Annotated in this window: 16 protein-coding genes; 10 read left to right on the top strand and 6 right to left on the bottom strand. The window is 72.1% G+C overall.

Annotated elements, in window-relative coordinates:
• Positions 1–11 precede the first annotated feature (11 nt).
• Positions 12–434: a gamma-glutamylcyclotransferase family protein gene (locus tag ACLF3M_RS04755; RefSeq protein WP_430655709.1), complete on the top strand. Its 423-nt coding sequence runs from the start codon at positions 12–14 to the stop codon at positions 432–434.
• On the opposite strand, the gene ACLF3M_RS04750 is transcribed toward ACLF3M_RS04755, so the two are convergent.
• Positions 365–1,336 (bottom strand): DMT family transporter, encoded by a 972-nt coding sequence (locus ACLF3M_RS04750; protein WP_430655708.1) that lies wholly within the window; start codon positions 1,334–1,336, stop codon positions 365–367. The genes ACLF3M_RS04755 and ACLF3M_RS04750 overlap by 70 nt on opposite strands.
• Positions 1,333–2,193, bottom strand: coding sequence for a DMT family transporter (locus ACLF3M_RS04745; protein WP_430655707.1), 861 nt, complete (start codon positions 2,191–2,193; stop codon positions 1,333–1,335). Before ACLF3M_RS04745 ends, ACLF3M_RS04750 begins: the two co-directional genes overlap by 4 nt.
• Before the next feature lie 115 nt (positions 2,194–2,308).
• On the opposite strand from ACLF3M_RS04745, the gene ACLF3M_RS04740 reads away from it, so the two are divergent.
• The 4 genes from ACLF3M_RS04740 to ACLF3M_RS04725 are packed head-to-tail and all read left to right on the top strand — an operon-like array spanning position 2,309 to position 5,561.
• Entirely contained in the window at positions 2,309–3,379 is a 1,071-nt protein-coding gene (locus tag ACLF3M_RS04740; RefSeq protein ID WP_430655706.1) for a ketopantoate reductase family protein, read from the top strand.
• A complete protein-coding gene (locus tag ACLF3M_RS04735) occupies positions 3,376–4,128 on the top strand; it encodes an SDR family NAD(P)-dependent oxidoreductase (protein WP_430655705.1) in 753 nt (250 codons plus the stop codon). Before ACLF3M_RS04740 ends, ACLF3M_RS04735 begins: the two co-directional genes overlap by 4 nt.
• A 10-nt stretch (positions 4,129–4,138) precedes the next feature.
• Positions 4,139–5,302 (top strand): MFS transporter, encoded by a 1,164-nt coding sequence (locus ACLF3M_RS04730; RefSeq protein ID WP_430655704.1) that lies wholly within the window; start codon positions 4,139–4,141, stop codon positions 5,300–5,302.
• Positions 5,303–5,357: 55 nt separating this feature from the next.
• Positions 5,358–5,561, top strand: coding sequence for a YeeE/YedE thiosulfate transporter family protein (locus ACLF3M_RS04725; RefSeq protein ID WP_430655703.1), 204 nt, complete (start codon positions 5,358–5,360; stop codon positions 5,559–5,561).
• Here ACLF3M_RS04725 and ACLF3M_RS04720 read toward each other — a convergent pair whose 3' ends face one another.
• Positions 5,562–6,716 carry a M20/M25/M40 family metallo-hydrolase gene (locus ACLF3M_RS04720; RefSeq protein ID WP_430655702.1) on the bottom strand — a complete coding sequence of 385 codons (1,155 nt, stop codon included), beginning with the start codon at positions 6,714–6,716 and terminating at the stop codon, positions 5,562–5,564.
• A gap of 108 nt (positions 6,717–6,824) precedes the next feature.
• Between ACLF3M_RS04720 and ACLF3M_RS04715 the strand changes: the two genes are divergently transcribed.
• From ACLF3M_RS04715 to ACLF3M_RS04695, 5 genes are read left to right on the top strand one after another with little or no spacing between them, the layout of a single operon-like run.
• Positions 6,825–7,820 (top strand): TauD/TfdA family dioxygenase, encoded by a 996-nt coding sequence (locus tag ACLF3M_RS04715; protein ID WP_430655701.1) that lies wholly within the window; start codon positions 6,825–6,827, stop codon positions 7,818–7,820.
• 43 nt (positions 7,821–7,863) lie between these two features.
• Positions 7,864–8,595: an aspartate/glutamate racemase family protein gene (locus tag ACLF3M_RS04710; protein ID WP_430655700.1), complete on the top strand. Its 732-nt coding sequence runs from the start codon at positions 7,864–7,866 to the stop codon at positions 8,593–8,595.
• Positions 8,596–8,644: 49 nt separating this feature from the next.
• Positions 8,645–9,520 carry a KPN_02809 family neutral zinc metallopeptidase gene (ypfJ, locus tag ACLF3M_RS04705; RefSeq protein ID WP_430655699.1) on the top strand — a complete coding sequence of 292 codons (876 nt, stop codon included), beginning with the start codon at positions 8,645–8,647 and terminating at the stop codon, positions 9,518–9,520.
• 54 nt (positions 9,521–9,574) lie between these two features.
• On the top strand, positions 9,575–10,540 hold the full coding sequence (locus ACLF3M_RS04700) for a tripartite tricarboxylate transporter substrate binding protein (protein ID WP_430655698.1): 966 nt from the start codon (positions 9,575–9,577) through the stop codon (positions 10,538–10,540).
• Positions 10,537–11,664, top strand: coding sequence for a hypothetical protein (locus ACLF3M_RS04695; protein WP_430655697.1), 1,128 nt, complete (start codon positions 10,537–10,539; stop codon positions 11,662–11,664). Before ACLF3M_RS04700 ends, ACLF3M_RS04695 begins: the two co-directional genes overlap by 4 nt.
• A gap of 7 nt (positions 11,665–11,671) precedes the next feature.
• On the opposite strand, the gene ACLF3M_RS04690 is transcribed toward ACLF3M_RS04695, so the two are convergent.
• The 3 genes from ACLF3M_RS04690 to ACLF3M_RS04680 form a co-directional block, all read right to left on the bottom strand.
• Positions 11,672–12,640, bottom strand: a complete 969-nt coding sequence (locus ACLF3M_RS04690; RefSeq protein WP_430655696.1) for a Bug family tripartite tricarboxylate transporter substrate binding protein — start codon at positions 12,638–12,640, stop codon at positions 11,672–11,674.
• A 16-nt stretch (positions 12,641–12,656) separates the two neighbouring features.
• On the bottom strand, positions 12,657–13,700 hold the full coding sequence (locus ACLF3M_RS04685; RefSeq protein ID WP_430655695.1) for a TauD/TfdA family dioxygenase: 1,044 nt from the start codon (positions 13,698–13,700) through the stop codon (positions 12,657–12,659).
• Between the two features lie 201 nt (positions 13,701–13,901).
• The gene (locus tag ACLF3M_RS04680) at positions 13,902–14,297 is read right to left on the bottom strand and encodes a DUF5675 family protein (RefSeq protein WP_430655694.1); all 396 of its coding nucleotides are present in this window, start codon (positions 14,295–14,297) and stop codon (positions 13,902–13,904) included.
• Positions 14,298–14,352 lie beyond the last annotated feature (55 nt).

The following is a 14,352-nucleotide window of genomic DNA, read 5'->3' as shown; positions in this document are numbered from 1 at the left end:
GAGGCTGCGGCATGGCCCTGCCGCGCCTCTACGCCGCCTATGGCAGCAACCTCGACCACGCCAGGCTGCTGGGCCGGTGCCGCGGCGCGAGGCCCGAGGGCGTGGCGCAGCTGGCGGGCTGGCGGCTGGCGGTGAACCGCTATGCCTCCATCCTGCCGGTCGCGGCGGCGGCGGTGCCGGTCGGGCTCTGGCGCGTCACGCCGGCGCATCTGCGCGCGCTGGATCGCTGGGAAGGGGTCGCGGCCGGCTGCTACGAACGCATCCGCGTCCCGCTGCCTGATGGGAATGAGGCCTGGACCTATGTCGAGCGGAAACACCGGCCGGGTCCGCCCGAAGACTGGTATGTCGCGCATCTCCGGCAGGGCTACCGAGACTTCGGGCTGGATGCGTCGCCGCTCGACGCGGCGCTCGCCGAGGCGGGCTTCGCGGGCTGAGCCGGCGTCAGTGGCGAGGCGGCGAGCGGCGCGGCCTTGCGGTTCGCCACCTTCGCCTCGCGCTGCGTGATGTAGAGCGCGCTGCCGACGATCAGCGCCGCGCCGATGCCGAGCCAGCTGTCCGGCATCTCGTCGAACAGCACGATCCCGAAGCAGGCCGCGAAGACCAGCCGCACATAGGAGATCGGGGCGATGACGGAGGCATCGGCTAGGCGGAGCGCGTTGATCCAGAGCACCATCGCGAGCGGCCCCGCCGTCCCGGTCAGCAGCAGCAACCCCGCATTCCACCACCCCGGCCAGGCGAGTTGCGGCAGCGCGAAGGGGGCGGCGATCGCGGTCGTGACCAGGCCGATGTAGAACATGATGGTCTCGGTGCGCTCGCTGCGCGCCAGCATCTTGGTGGTCAGCACGATGCCGGCGCCGAGGAAGGCCGAACCGATCGCCGCCAGCACCGGCCATTCCAGCGGAATGCCGCCGGCCGCGTCCCAGGGGCGGACGATCGCCACCACGCCGAGGAAGCCGACGAGCGTCGCGGTCCAGCGGCGCCAACGCACCGTTTCCCCCAGTACCGGCCTGGCCAGCGCGGTGACGAAGAGCACGGAAGTGAAGGACAGCACCGTCGCGACCGCCAGCGACAGGCGCCCGAAGCTCGCGAAATACATGAACCAGGACACGCCGGAGAGCGCGCCGCGCAGCAGGTTGAGCCCGAGCTGGCGCGTGGAGACCAGCCCGATGGGATCGCGGATGAAGGCCGGCGCGGTCCAGAGCAGCTGGCCGAGCGCACGGGCGAAGACGATGGTCGCCAGCGGCACGCCCTCGATGGCCTTCACCACGACCGTCTCGATGTTGAACATGAAGGCCGAGGCGACGGCAAGCAGCGCGGCCTGCGCCAACGGGCTCATCGCTTGCGGGCCTCCGACACCGTGACGACCAGCGCGCCGCCCAGAATGATCGCCGTCCCGATCCAGCCCCAGGCATCCGGCGCCTCGCCCCAGATCAGCCAGGCCGTGGCGGCCACGAAGACCAGGCGCAGATACTGGAAGGGCGCGATCGCCGAGGCCTCGCCGTAGCGCAGCGCCTCTGTGACCAGGAAGATGATGGAGGGCGAGAAGAGGACGATGACGGCCAGGATCGCGATGTCGCCGATGTTCAACGGTGTCCAGGCCAGGATCGCGAAGGGCAGGCTGCCGCCGAAGGTCACGAGGCCGACCCAGCCGAGGATGGTTGTCGTCGCCTCGGTCCGCGTCAGGCTGCGCGAGGTCATGGTGATCCCGCACCAGGCGAGCGCGGCGCCGATCGCCATGGCCGCGCCGACGGGGTCCGTGCCGCCGCCCGGGCGCAGCATCACCGCGATGCCGAGGATGCCGGTCAGCGCACCGATCCAGCGCCAGCGATCCACCTTCTCACCCAGCAGCGGGCCGGCGGCCAAGGTAGTGAAGATGACATTGGTGAAGGACAGCGCGGTCGCCGTTGCCGCCTCGATCCGGGTGAAAGAACCGTAGTAGCCCGCCCAGGTCAGCAGCGAGGCCAGGCCGCGCAGCAGGTGCAGCGGCAGGCGCCGCGTACGGAAGACCTGCAGGCCGGTACGCAGCACCGTGGGGCAAATCCAGACGAGCTGGCCGAGCGCGCGGGCGCAGACCTGCACCTCCACCGGGATCCCGCGTGACGTCATCCAGCGGATCGCCAGCGCCTCGGCCGCGAAGACGACGGCGGCCGCCGACATCAGCGCAGCGCCGCTAAGATTGTCGACCTCCCTCATGGCGTGCGGTCAGGCCGCATTGACGTCCCGTGGTTCCCGGCTAGCGTTGGATGCATCTGATCCGCGGTCGCCGGCGCGGGCAAGCGCGCCGCACGCATGAGGGAGTTGCGCCGAGGTGTCGAAGGAAGCCGGGAAGCAGGCGGCGCGCGACGCCGTGGACCGCGGGCCGATCCTGGTCTGGGGCGCCGGCGCGATCGGCGGCACCGTGGGCGCGCATCTGATCCGCGCGCGGCATGCCGTGGTCTTCGTGGACATCGTGCCCGATCACGTCGCCGCCATCCGCGACCCCGGACGCGGGCTGGAGATCGAAGGGCCGGTGGCTGCCTTCAAGGTCACGGCGCCGGCCTATGCGCCGGATGCGGTGCAGGGGACCTACCGCCGCATCTTCCTGGCAGTGAAGACTCACGACACCGAGGCAGCCTGCCGGGCGCTGCTGCCCCACCTGGCGCCGGACGGCTACGTGCTGTCGCTGCAGAACGGGCTATGCGAGCGCGTGATCGCTGAGGTCTGCGGCGCCGAGCGCACCATGGGCGCCTTCGTCAATTTCGGCGCGGACTGGCTCGGGCCCGGACGGATCATCTACGGCAACCGCGGCGCGGTGGTCGTCGGCGAGCTCGACGGCGCCATGACGCCGCGGGTAACCGCGCTGCACGGGATTCTGCGCGAGACCTTCGAGCCGAACGCGGTCCTGACGCCCAATATCTGGGGCTTCCTGTGGGGCAAACTCGCCTATTCCTCGCTGCTCTACATGCAGGGCCTGGCGGAGAAGGGCATTGCGGACACGCTGGCGAGGCCGGAGATCCTGCCGCTGGTGCGCGCCCTGTGTTCGGAGGTGATGGCGGTCGCGCGGGCCGAGGGCGTGACGCCGCTCGGCTTCAACGGTTTCGACCCCAAGGCGTTCTACGCCGGCGCGAGCGAGGACGCGGCGCGCGCCTCGGTCGCCGCGCTGGTCGAGTTCAATCGGCCCAACGCCAAGACGCATTCCGGCATCTGGCGCGACCTCTGGGTGCGGCGCCGTGCGACGCCGGCGGATGCGCAGATCGGTGTGGTGATCCCGATCGGCGCGAAGCACGGCATCGCCTGCCCGGCGCTGGAGCGGCTGATCGCGATGATCCACCAATGCGAGCGCGGCGAGCGCGGCATGTCCGACGACAACCTGAACGAGCTGATGAAGGGCCTCCGATGAACATCCGCTATGACGGCGTCACCGTCGCCGTCACCGGCGCGGGGCACGGCTTCGGCCGCGCCATCGCGCAGAGCTTCGACAAGCTCGGTGCCCGCGTCTTCGCCTGTGACCTGTCGGAGGCCGAGCTGGCGGAGACGCGCGCCGGCACCGGCATCGTCACCGCCGCCTTCGACCTCACGGCCAAGGGCGCCGCCGCGAACTGGATCAGGTCCGTCGAGGCCGCGACGGGCGGCCCCATTGGCGTGCTGGTCTGCAACGCCGGCGGCGTGCGCGGCCAGGCCATGCGCCCGGTTGAGGAGGTGCCGGAGGAGGACTGGCACGCCATCTTCGACATCAACACCCATGCCGCCTTCAACCTGGCCCGTGCGGTCGTGCCGGGGATGAAGAAGGCGGGGAAGGGCAGGATCGTCACGATCAGCTCGGGCGCGGGGCTCAAGCCGAGCAAGACCGGCATCCAGGCCTATTGCGCGGCGAAGCACGCGCTCGTCGGGCTGACTCGGCAGCTATCTCGCGAGCTCGGGCAGTTCGGCATCACCGTGAACTCCGTGGCGCCGGGCTTCGTGCTGTCCAATCCCGCGACGCTGGTGCAGTTCGAGAGCTATGGCGAGGAAGGCAAGAAGGCGCTGGTGGAGGGGATCGCGGTACGGCGCCTCGGCACGCCGCAGGACATCGCCAACGGCGTGCTGTTCCTCGCCAGCGAGCAGGCCAACTGGATCAGCGGCCAGGTGCTCTCGGTGGACGGCGGCTGAGCGCCGCCTGGTGAAGCAGCCCTTGCCGTGGGCGCTGATCGCGAGCGCGGCCTTCGCGATGTTCGCGATCAGCGCCAGCGGCAACACCCGCGCGCCCTTCCTGATCGAGATGGCGCGCGACCTCGAGACCACGGTGCCGCTCACCGCCAACCTGATGGCGGTCAATGCGGTGGCCTGGGGCATCGCCTCGCTGCTGGCGGGGTCGTGGTCGGACCGTATCGGGCGGCGGCCCTTCCTGATCGGCGGGCCGGTCGGGCTGACGGTGTGCATGACCGGCGTCGCGCTGGCGGAGACCTATTGGGGCGTCGCGTTCTGGGTGACGCTCGCCGGGTTCTCCGCAGGAGCGGTCTCCGCGGCGGTCGCGACCGAGGTGTCGTCGCGCGTGCCGGACGGTCAGCGCGGGCGGGCGCTGGGCTGGGCGCTGTCGGGGCAGTCCATTGCCATGCTGCTCGGCCTTCCCCTGGCCGCGGCGATCGGCGCGATCGTGGGCTGGCGGGGCGTGCATCTCGGCTTCGCCGCCGTCACCTTCGGCGCGGCGGCCGCTCTGTTCCTGGTGACGCGCGCCCCGGCGGGCGGCGTGCAGCAAGGCCGCTACGGCAGCGGCAGCTACCGCGCCGCGCTGACCGGCCCGGTCGCGCGGCTGCTGCTGATGGGCATCGCCGAGCGCAGCTGCTACGCGCTGGCGATCACCTTCTTCGCGTCCTTCCTGCAACTCAGCTATGGCGTGTCGGTGGCGGGGCTCGCGGTGCCGCTGATGCTGTTCGCCGGCGGCAACATCCTGGGCACGCTGGCGGGCGGGCAGCTGGCGGACCGGTTCGGCGACCGCAAGACGACCTACGGCGTTGCGATGGTCGGGGCGGGGCTCGTCTCGCTGCCGCTTTTCCTGTGGCAGGGCGGCGTCGCGGCATCGGTCGTGCTTGGCTTCCTTTTCGTGCTCTGCACCTCCGTCGCACGGCCCTGCGTGATGGCCTCGCTGGGTTCGGTGCCCGAGGAGATCCGGGGGACGGTGCTGGGGCTGAACGTGACCTCGGCCTGCGTGGGATGGCTGGGGGCGGCGGCGCTGGGCGGGCTGCTGCTGGCCTTCTTCGGCTTCGGCGCCTTCGCGGCGATGACGGGCGGCTTCGCGCTTCTCGGCGCCGTGCTCGCTTTCACGGGCGGCCGTCGCACCGCGTAACGGAAGGCCGTCCCCGCGTGAAAACAGGGCGGGACCTGCGCGGGACGCGTTGTCCATGCTGTGGCTCGCCAATCACTCCGCGGCGGCGGATGCCGGGCTGCTGCTCGGCGCGCGGCTTTCCTTCGGCTGCAATGTCGGCGCCTACATCGGCGGCGCGTCCTCGGGCAGCCTGTACAGCTTGGTCCGGCTGGTTGCCGTGATCCCGGGCCGCTGGCCTGGGATCAGGCTGCGGCCGCTCTTCGGCCAGCCGCAGCGCTGATCACGACAACGTCGAGAGCAGCCCCGCCATCAGCTTCGCGCGCGGAACCAGCGTGCCGATGGCGATGTGCTCGTCCAGCGTATGCGCCCCCGCACCGCCGACGCCGAGGCCATCCAGCGTCGGGATGCCCATCGCCCCCGTGAAGTTGCCGTCCGAGCCGCCACCGCTGGACTGGTGGCTGATGTCGAAGCCGAGCGACCGCGCAAGGCCGCGCGCATGATCGTACAGCGCCATCACGCCGCCATCGGGTTCCCAGACCGGCCGGGTCACGCCGCGCTTCACCTCGAGCAGCACCTCGTTGGTGGACGACGTCAGCGCCAGCATGCGCTCCACCCCCGAATCAAGGTCGGCCTGGCGCTTGGCCATGGACAGGACCTCGGCGTCGCAATGCGTCGGCACGCAGTTCACCCAGGTGCCGCCATGGAAGACGCCGGCGGAGAAGGTGCAGTCTTCCGTCGTCATCGCCTCGATCGCGAGCACCTGGCGGCACATCTCGCGGATCGCGCTGCGGCCCTCGCCGAGGGTGGCGCCGGCATGGCTGGGGCGCCCTGTCGTGCGCAGGTTGAAGCGCGCGATGGCGTATCGGCCGGTGACCACGCCGCCATCGGGGCGCGCGGGCTCCGGCACCAGCACGTATCGTGACCGGGATGCCTCGGCCTCGATCAGGTCTCGCGTCGAGGGGCTCCCGATCTCCTCGTCCGAGGTCAGCAGGAAAGTCACGGGCAGGGGCGTCGCGATGCCGGCGGCCAGGATGCGGCGGATCGCCTCGACCGAGAGATAAGTGCCGCCCTTCATGTCGAATATCCCGGGGCCGCGCACCGTGCCGCCGTCGCGACGCCAGGGCAGCTTCGCCAAGGTGCCGACGGGGTGGACGGTGTCGAGATGCGCCATCACCAGGATGCCCGGCACCGCATCGCCCGCCGGGTGCGGGAAGCGTGCGCGGACGCAGTCGCCGAAGCCCATCCGGCCCGGGATGCGGTCGATCCGCGCGCCGAGCAGCGCCAGCTCGCGCGATGCCAGATCCATCATGCGGTTAACGGCGGCGGCATCGAAGGTCGGGCTCTCGCATTCGACCCAGGGCTTCAGCCCCGCAAGGATCGCCTCGGCGTCGAAAGGCAGGTCGAGGGCAGGGTGGCGCGCGGTAGCGGCGTCCATGCGGCTTCTCCGGATGTCGTGCGCAAGAGTGCGGGCGAAGCGCTGGCCTCGCAAGCTGACGCATCGGTCATGTGTGCGCGGCCCCGCGGGGCTGCTAGCCTCACGGGGATGAGCGCCAGCCCCCCGACGCCCAATGCCCCCGCCCGGCCCCGGCTTGCGCCTCAGGCCGGGCAGGCCGCTTGGCATGCCGCCGATCTCCGCATGCCGGACTGGATGATCCCGCTGGGTGCGGAGGATGCGGCCGAACTGGAATCGGCGCTTGCCGCGCTTGGCGGGCGCGTGCCTGGAGGCGCCGCGGAGGCGCCGCTGCCGCGCCTCGGTCCCGTGCTGCGCCAGGCCGCGACCAGGCTCGACATCGGACGGGGCTTCGCGCTGCTGCGCGGTCTGCCGCTCGACCGGATCGGCGAGGCGCAGGCGGAGGCGCTGCTGCTGGTGCTCGGCGTGCATCTCGGCCGCGCCCTGCCGCAGGGGCCGGGCGGCGAGGCGGTGACGCGGGTCGCGAGCCCGGCCTCCGGCGCGGCGCGCTGGCGCTTCCACGCGGATGCCGCCGATGTCGTCGCGATGCTGACGCTGCGCCAGCCGCCGGAGGGCGACCCCGTGATGCTGGTTGCCGCCGCCGCGGTCCACAACGAGATGCTGAAGCGGGATCGGGCGGCGTTGGGCCTGCTGCAGGCGCCGCTGCCGCATCTGCTGCTCGGCCCGCAGGAGGCGCCGCGAGTCGCCGACCTGCCGGTGTTCAGCGCGGCATCCGGCGCCTTCATCGGCCGCTATGCCCGCGACGCGATCGAGGCCGCGCAGCGCCTGCCGGAGACGCCGCGCCTGACGGCCGCGCAGGTCGAGGCGCTGGACCTGCTGGACGCGATCTGCGCGGAGCCGGGCCTGGCGCTGAAGATCGAGGTGCGGCCGGGCGACGTGCTGCTGTTCAACCCGCTCCAGGTCTGGAAGCGGCGCGCCGAGGGCGTCGAGGGCGCCGCCGAGGGCGCGCAGCGCCAGGCGGTGCGGCTGCTGCTGGTGACTGCGAATTCCCGCGCACTGCCCGCCGGCATGGCCGCAATCGGCGAGGGGCCGGCGCCGGGCGCGGTGGGCGGGATGGTCGGCGGCTGAGGCGCTTGTTGCGGCGCGGGGCGCGGCGCGCGAGGATTGCGCGATGCGCATCCTGATCGCCAACGCCAACACCACCGCCCCTATCACCGAGACCTGCGCGGCCGCCGCGCGCGCGGCGGCGGCGCCGGGGACGGAGATCGTCGGCGCCACGCCCGCCTTCGGCCCGCGCGTGATCTCGACCCGGGCGGAGAACGCGATCGCTTCCCACGCCATGCTCGACCTGCTGGCGGGGCATGCCGGCAGCGTGGACGCGGTGGTGCTGGCCGTCAGCCACGACACCGCACTGGACGCCGCACGGCAGATCATGCCCTGCCCGGTGGTCGGCATGACGGAGGCGGCCTGCCTGACCGCCTGCCTGGTCGGCGCGCGCTTCGCGATCCTGACGATCGGCCAGCCGAGCGCCTATGAGGAGCTCGTGGCACGGCACGGCCTCGCCTCGCGCTGCAGCGAGGTGCGGGCGATCCCGGGCACGGTGCAGGACGTGATGCGCGAGCCTGAAATCGCGAAACGACGCCTGCTGGAGGCGGTGGAGGAGCTTTCCGCGCGCGCCGACGCGGTGATCCTGGCGGGTGCGGTGCTGGCGGGGATGGACCGCGTGCTGCAGCCGCTCGTTAAGGTGCCGCTGCTGGATGGCATCGCCTGCGCGGTGAAGATGGCGGAGATGCTCGTCGCGTTGGGGTTGCCGAAGCCGATGACGGGACCCTTCGCCGCGCCGGCGGGGCGGGAGGCGGTCGGCCTCTCGGCGCCGCTCGCCGCGCTGCTGATGGGGCGCTGAAACCCCGGCGCGGCGGGCGACGTTCCCGACCCGGACCGGAGGACAGGCCATGCGGCTCGATGATGGACGCGAGAGCGAGAATGTCGAGGACCGGCGCGGCCAGGGCTATGGCGGCGGGGGGATGGGCGGCGGCCGGATGGTGGTGGGCGGCGGGCTCGGCACGGTGGTGCTGGTGCTGCTCGCGCTGTTCCTGGGCGTCGACCCCGGCGTGATCCTGTCCGGCGGCGGCGGGCAGCTCGCGCCGCAGGAGCAGCAGGCCCCGGCGCAACGCCCGCCACAGGACGATGCGGCGGCGCGCTTCGTGTCCCGCGTGCTGGCGGAGACGGAGGATGTCTGGAACCCGGTCTTCCGCTCGCTCGGGCGGCAATACGAGAATCCGCGACTGGTGCTGTTCTCCGGCGCGACGGAGAGCGGCTGCGGCGTGGCCCAGTCGCAGGTCGGGCCCTTCTATTGCCCGAACGACCAGCGGGTCTACATCGACCTCGGCTTCATGGCGCAGCTGCAGCGGACGCTCGGCGCGAATGGCGACTTTGCCAGCGCTTACATCATCGCGCATGAGGTCGGGCATCACGTGCAGAACCAGCTTGGCGTGCTGCGGCGCGTGGACCAGCTCCGCCAGCACGCTTCGGAGGCCGAGGCGAATGCGCTGCAGGTGCGCGTCGAGCTGCAGGCGGATTGCCTGGCCGGATTCTGGGCCCGGCGCGCGCAGGAAGCGCGAAACATCCTGGAGCAGGGCGACATCGAGGAAGGGCTGAACGCGGCCGCGGCGGTCGGCGACGACCGGCTGCAGCGCCGCGCGCGCGGAACCGTGCAGCCCGAAAGCTTCACGCATGGCTCGTCGGAACAGCGCGCGCGCTGGTTCCGGCGGGGTCTCGAGAGCGGGCGGCTCGAGGCCTGCGACACCTTCGCGCCGGAGCGGTTGTAGCCCTGGCAGCGCAAGCCTACGCTTCCTTCGACATCCATTCGGAGGAAGCGCATCATGCGTCGTCGTCACGCGCTGCTGGGTGCGGCCGCGCTGCTGGCGAGGCCGGCCCTGGCGCAGGACCTGCCGCGCAGCATTCGGCTGATCGTCCCCTTCGCGCCGGGCGCCTCGACCGACACGCTTGCGCGGCTCATCTCGGGGAAGCTTGCCGAGGCGCTGGGCGTCGCCATCGTCGTCGACAACCGCGCCGGCGCAGGCGGCCTGCTGGCGGCGCAGGCCGTCGCACGCGCGGCGCCCGACGGCGCAACTCTGCTCTGGAGCGGCGGCACGGCGATCACCCACGCCGTGATGGGCAACGACCCCGGCTACGATGTGACGCGCGATTTCACGCCCATTTCGTCCTTCGCGGAAAACCCTGCGCTGCTCGCCGTCCGGCCCGCCGCGCCGTGGCGTGACATCGCGGCGCTGCTGGCGGCTGCGCGCAGCGCGCCTGCGGGCGGGTTGCGCTACGGCTCCGGTGGTGTCGGCACGGTCGCGCACATGGCCGCCGCCGCCATGCTCAAGGCGATCGGCGCCGAGGGCACGCATGTCCCCTACCGGGGCGCCAACCAGGCCACGCTCGCCGTCGAGACCGGCGAGGTCGACTTCGCCTTCGCCATTTCCAACATCGTCCTGCCGCGCCAGCAGCAGGATGCGGTCCGCGTCCTGCTCTCCACGGCGGCGCGCCGCATTCCCGCGCTGCCGGAGGTGCCGACGCTGGCCGAGACGGTGCCGGACGGCCCGGTCATCGTCAGCGACAGTTCGATCGTGGGTCCAGGCGGCATGCCCCCGGCGCTGGTCGCACGGATCCACGCCGGCGTCGTGAAGGTGATGTCGGAGGACACCGCGTTGCGCGAGGCGCTGCAGCGCGACGGCGGCGACATCACGCTCGATCCCTCGCCGACCGCCTATGCCGCGGCCTGGCCGGGCCAAGTCGCGCGGCTGCGGCGGCTCGTGCAGGTCTCCGGGGCGCGCGTGGAATGAAGGCGGCGGCCTTTTTCGCTGACTATGACGGCTTCGGCGAGAAGCGCACGGGCAGCGCCGGGGATGCCGCCGCCGCGGCCTGGCTCCGCGACCTCGCGCAACAGGCCGGCGCGGCCGCGCAGGCCGTGCGCATCCGCTTCGCTCCCTTCATGCCCGGCCCCGCCACGCTGCTGGTGCGCGGCCGGCTGGTGAAGGGGCTGCCGCTGTTCGACGGCGGCATCACGGATGGGGGTGGCATCGTCGGCACGCTCGGGCCGATCGGCTCCGCCGCGCGCTTCGGCTGCGCGCGGATGCATCCGCGCGAGGCGAGCCTGCCGAACAACCCCTTCGCCCTCGCGCGCCGGCAAAGCCGGCACACGGGGATCGTGATCGCGCTGACGACGCGCGGGGGCGGGATCGCGCCGCTGAACGCGCATGACCTCGCCCGGCCCTTCGGCCCGCCGGTGCTGCAACTGCCGGGCAGCGAGGCCGATTGGCTCATGGACCTGGCCGGGCAGGGCGCGCCGGCGAACCTCACGGTGAGCGGCCGTCGCGGGATGGGGGAGAGCGCGAACATCCGTGCCGAGCTGCCGGGCGGGGCGCCGCCGCTGGTGCTGCTGACGCCGCGCACATCCTGGTGGACGAGCACGGCGGAGCGGGCGGGCGGCATTCTCGCCTGGGTCGAGGCGTTGCGGGCGCTCGCCGCCGCGCCACGCTCGCGGGCGGTCGTCGCGCTGGCGACCTGCGGGCATGAGATCGGCCATCTCGGCGCGCAGTCGGCGTTCGAGCGCGAACCGGCGCTCGCCTCCGACAGCGCGCTGGTGATCCATCTCGGGGCCAATCTCGGCTGCGCCGATGCGCAGCACCTCGTGGTGCGGAGCAATGTCGAAGGGCTGGCCGGCCGCATGAAGGACGCCCTCGTCGCCGCCGGCCACCCTGCCGAGCCGATCGAGGCGGTCACCGGCGGCAAGGCGAATGGCGAGGCGCATGAGATCGAGCAGCGCGGCGGGCGCTATCTCTCGCTGATCGGCGACAATCCCTGGTTCCACGCGCCCGACGATCGCTGGCCGACGAGCGTGGACCTGCCGCGCGCCGAGGCGATCGCGCACGCAGTGGCGCGTATCGCCGTGGAGATCGCGGAATAGCAAGGGATCAGTCGAGCTTCGCGCCCGACACCCGCACCACCTCCCGCCACTTCTCGTTCTCTTCGCGAATGAAGGCTTCGAAGGCGGCGGGGCCGAGCGGGTTGGGCTCGGCGCCGAAGTCGCGCTGGCGGGCGATCACGGCGGGATCGCGGGAGATCTCGAGGACCGCCTCGGCGTAGCGGTTCACGATGGCTGGGGGCGTGCGGCCGGGGGCCTGCACGCCGAACCAGGCCACGGCCTCGAAGCCGGGGATGCCGGACTGGATGACGGTCGGCACCTCGGGGAAGGCGAACCAGCGCTCCTTCGACGTCACCGCCAGCAGGCGCATCCGGCCTTCGCGGACATGCGGGATGTAGGCCGGGATGTTGTCCACCGCGCATTGCAGCGTGCCGCTGATGAGGTCGGGGATCAGCGCGCCGGTGCCGCGATAGGGGATGTGCGTTATGTCGATGCCTGCGCGCGCCTTGAGGTATTCGCCGCACATGTGTCCCGAGGTGCCGTTGCCCGGCGTGCCGTAGTTGATGCGACCGGGATTCGCCTTGGCGTAGGCGATGAACTCCTCAAGCGTGCGGACCGGCAGCGACGGGTTCACCACGACGCCGTTGGCGACGAGATTGGCCAGCGCGACGGCGGCCAGGTCCTCCTGCCGGAAGGGCATGCGGGCATAGAGGAACTGGTTGATGCTCGCCGTGCCGATGGTGCACATCAGCAGGGTGTGGCCGTCCGGATCGGCCTTCGCGACGAGGTCGGCGCCGAGGTTGCCGCCGGCACCGGGACGGTTGTCGACCACCACGGGCTGGCCGAGCATCGGCGTCAGGCGTTCCGCGAGAAGCCGCGCGGTCAGGTCGGTCGCGCCACCGCCAGTAAAGGGAACGACCAGGCGCACGGGGCGGGACGGCGCCCAGGGCTGCGCGGCAGCCTGAAGCGCCGGCAGGGCGAGCGCAGTGGCCAGCAACGCGCGGCGGCGGATGGACATGTCGTTCGTCTCCCGGTCAGGCGGCGAAGGCGCTTTGCCCCGGGATGGCCCCGCCGCGCAAGGCGCCGGCCGCGACGGCGCCCCACTGGTCGGCATGGCCGGCCGGCAGCGCGCGGCTGAGCGGGCTCGCCAGCCAGATTCGCAGCAGGTTTCGCCGTGCGCCCGATGCGGCGTCGTCGGCATACGCCGTGCGGCCGTGATAGGTGACGTGCTGGTTCATCAGCTGGATCTGTCCGGGCTCGAAGGGCATCTCGACGCAGAGCTCCTCGGCCAGCGCGGCGAGCATGTCCATCGCCTCGACCTGCTTCGCGGTCAGCGGCGGGACGCCGGGCATGCCCTGCGCCATCTCGACATAGGTGCGGCTGTACTGGCTGGTGAAGCTGCCGTCGGGGCCACGGGCGAAGACCGGCATGGCGAAGGGGCGGCTCGCCATGCCCTCGCCCTCCTCGTCGGCGGGGCGGGCGCGCCAGAAGGGTTGGTAGAGCTCCGCCAGCAGGTCGGGCCGGCGCTCCGCCATCGCGTCGTTGATCGCAACGGTCGAGACGATGCGGGAGACGCCGTCGGCAATGCCGTTCGCCGCGCAGAGCAGAGCCAGCACGTCGCATTTGTCGGTGTGGAAGCGCAGCGGCCCCGTTGAGCGGCTGCGCGCGCGGGCCGAGCCGGCGGCGACGGACGCACCGGTGCCGGTCTCGTCCTTGACCTCGGCCAGGATCTCGCCCGTCGTGTTCTGCGGCAGCGGCGTGCCGAGATGGCACATCAGCCCCCAGAAGACGCGCTTGAGGTCGGCCGGCGCATGGCGCGCGGGATCGAGACCGGTCAGCCGCACCAGGCCGCGCCCGTATTCCAGCTCCTCCGCGACCGCGCGCAGAAAGGGCTCGGTACGCGGCAGCGGGAACTCGGCGGCGCCGAAGCGCGGCGGCGCGCGATCGCCGAGCCCGGCAAGCGCGGCCTCGATCTCGGCGACGGCGCCGGCAGGCAGCGCCTTGACCCAGGATTTGTCGGCGGCCAGATCGGCGCCGGTCCAGGCCACGCGCCCGGCGATCGGCGTAAGTGGCGGCACGCTGAGCCTCCCTGCCGCCGACGCGGCGGTGTCCGATGTGGCGCGTCCTGCAGGCCGGGAAGACCGAGGCGAACTGGCCGCGCCGGTTCCGCTCGTTATCGTGGCATGGCCGACCGGGCGACTCAACCGCCGGGCTGCACGCTGTGCCGGCGCCCGCGCGCTGTCATGCGGGTGCGGGACATCGGCATCGACCGGGGATCGCTACCTGATTGTTATCGTGATGGCCTGACCGCCCTTGCTCGCTTGCTGCAGCGTGTCGAACAGCGCGTCGAAGGTCACCCTGCTCGATCCCACGAAGTTCTTGGAACTGCTTTCGCCGACCAGGATGCAGCCCTCGGTGTCCTTCGCCGTATTGCCCCAGTGGATCAGGACACCCGTGTATCCCGGCACGTCGATCAGCCGCGGCATCAGCCTGCCGAACTTCGGAGACTTCTTGATCTCGATGGCGTAGGAGCCGGCGGGGATCGCCGTCTCGCCGTCGATCTTCCTGTCGCGAACCACGTCCTCGAGCGTGACGCAGAAGCGCTTGCCGTTGACGAGCAGCTCGCCGATCGTGCTTTCGGCCGTCAGGATCTTCCGGGTCAGATCGAGCTTCATCGCGCGCCCCCCTGTCTCTCTCCGGCGCGCGGAGGCTAGCGGCGGCCCGGGACGG

It is taken from the genome of Falsiroseomonas sp. HW251 (genome assembly GCF_050563545.1).
GTDB lineage: Bacteria > Pseudomonadota > Alphaproteobacteria > Acetobacterales > Acetobacteraceae > Falsiroseomonas.
Note: the sequence above shows the minus strand (reverse complement) of the source record. Positions and strands in the feature narration are given on the sequence as shown.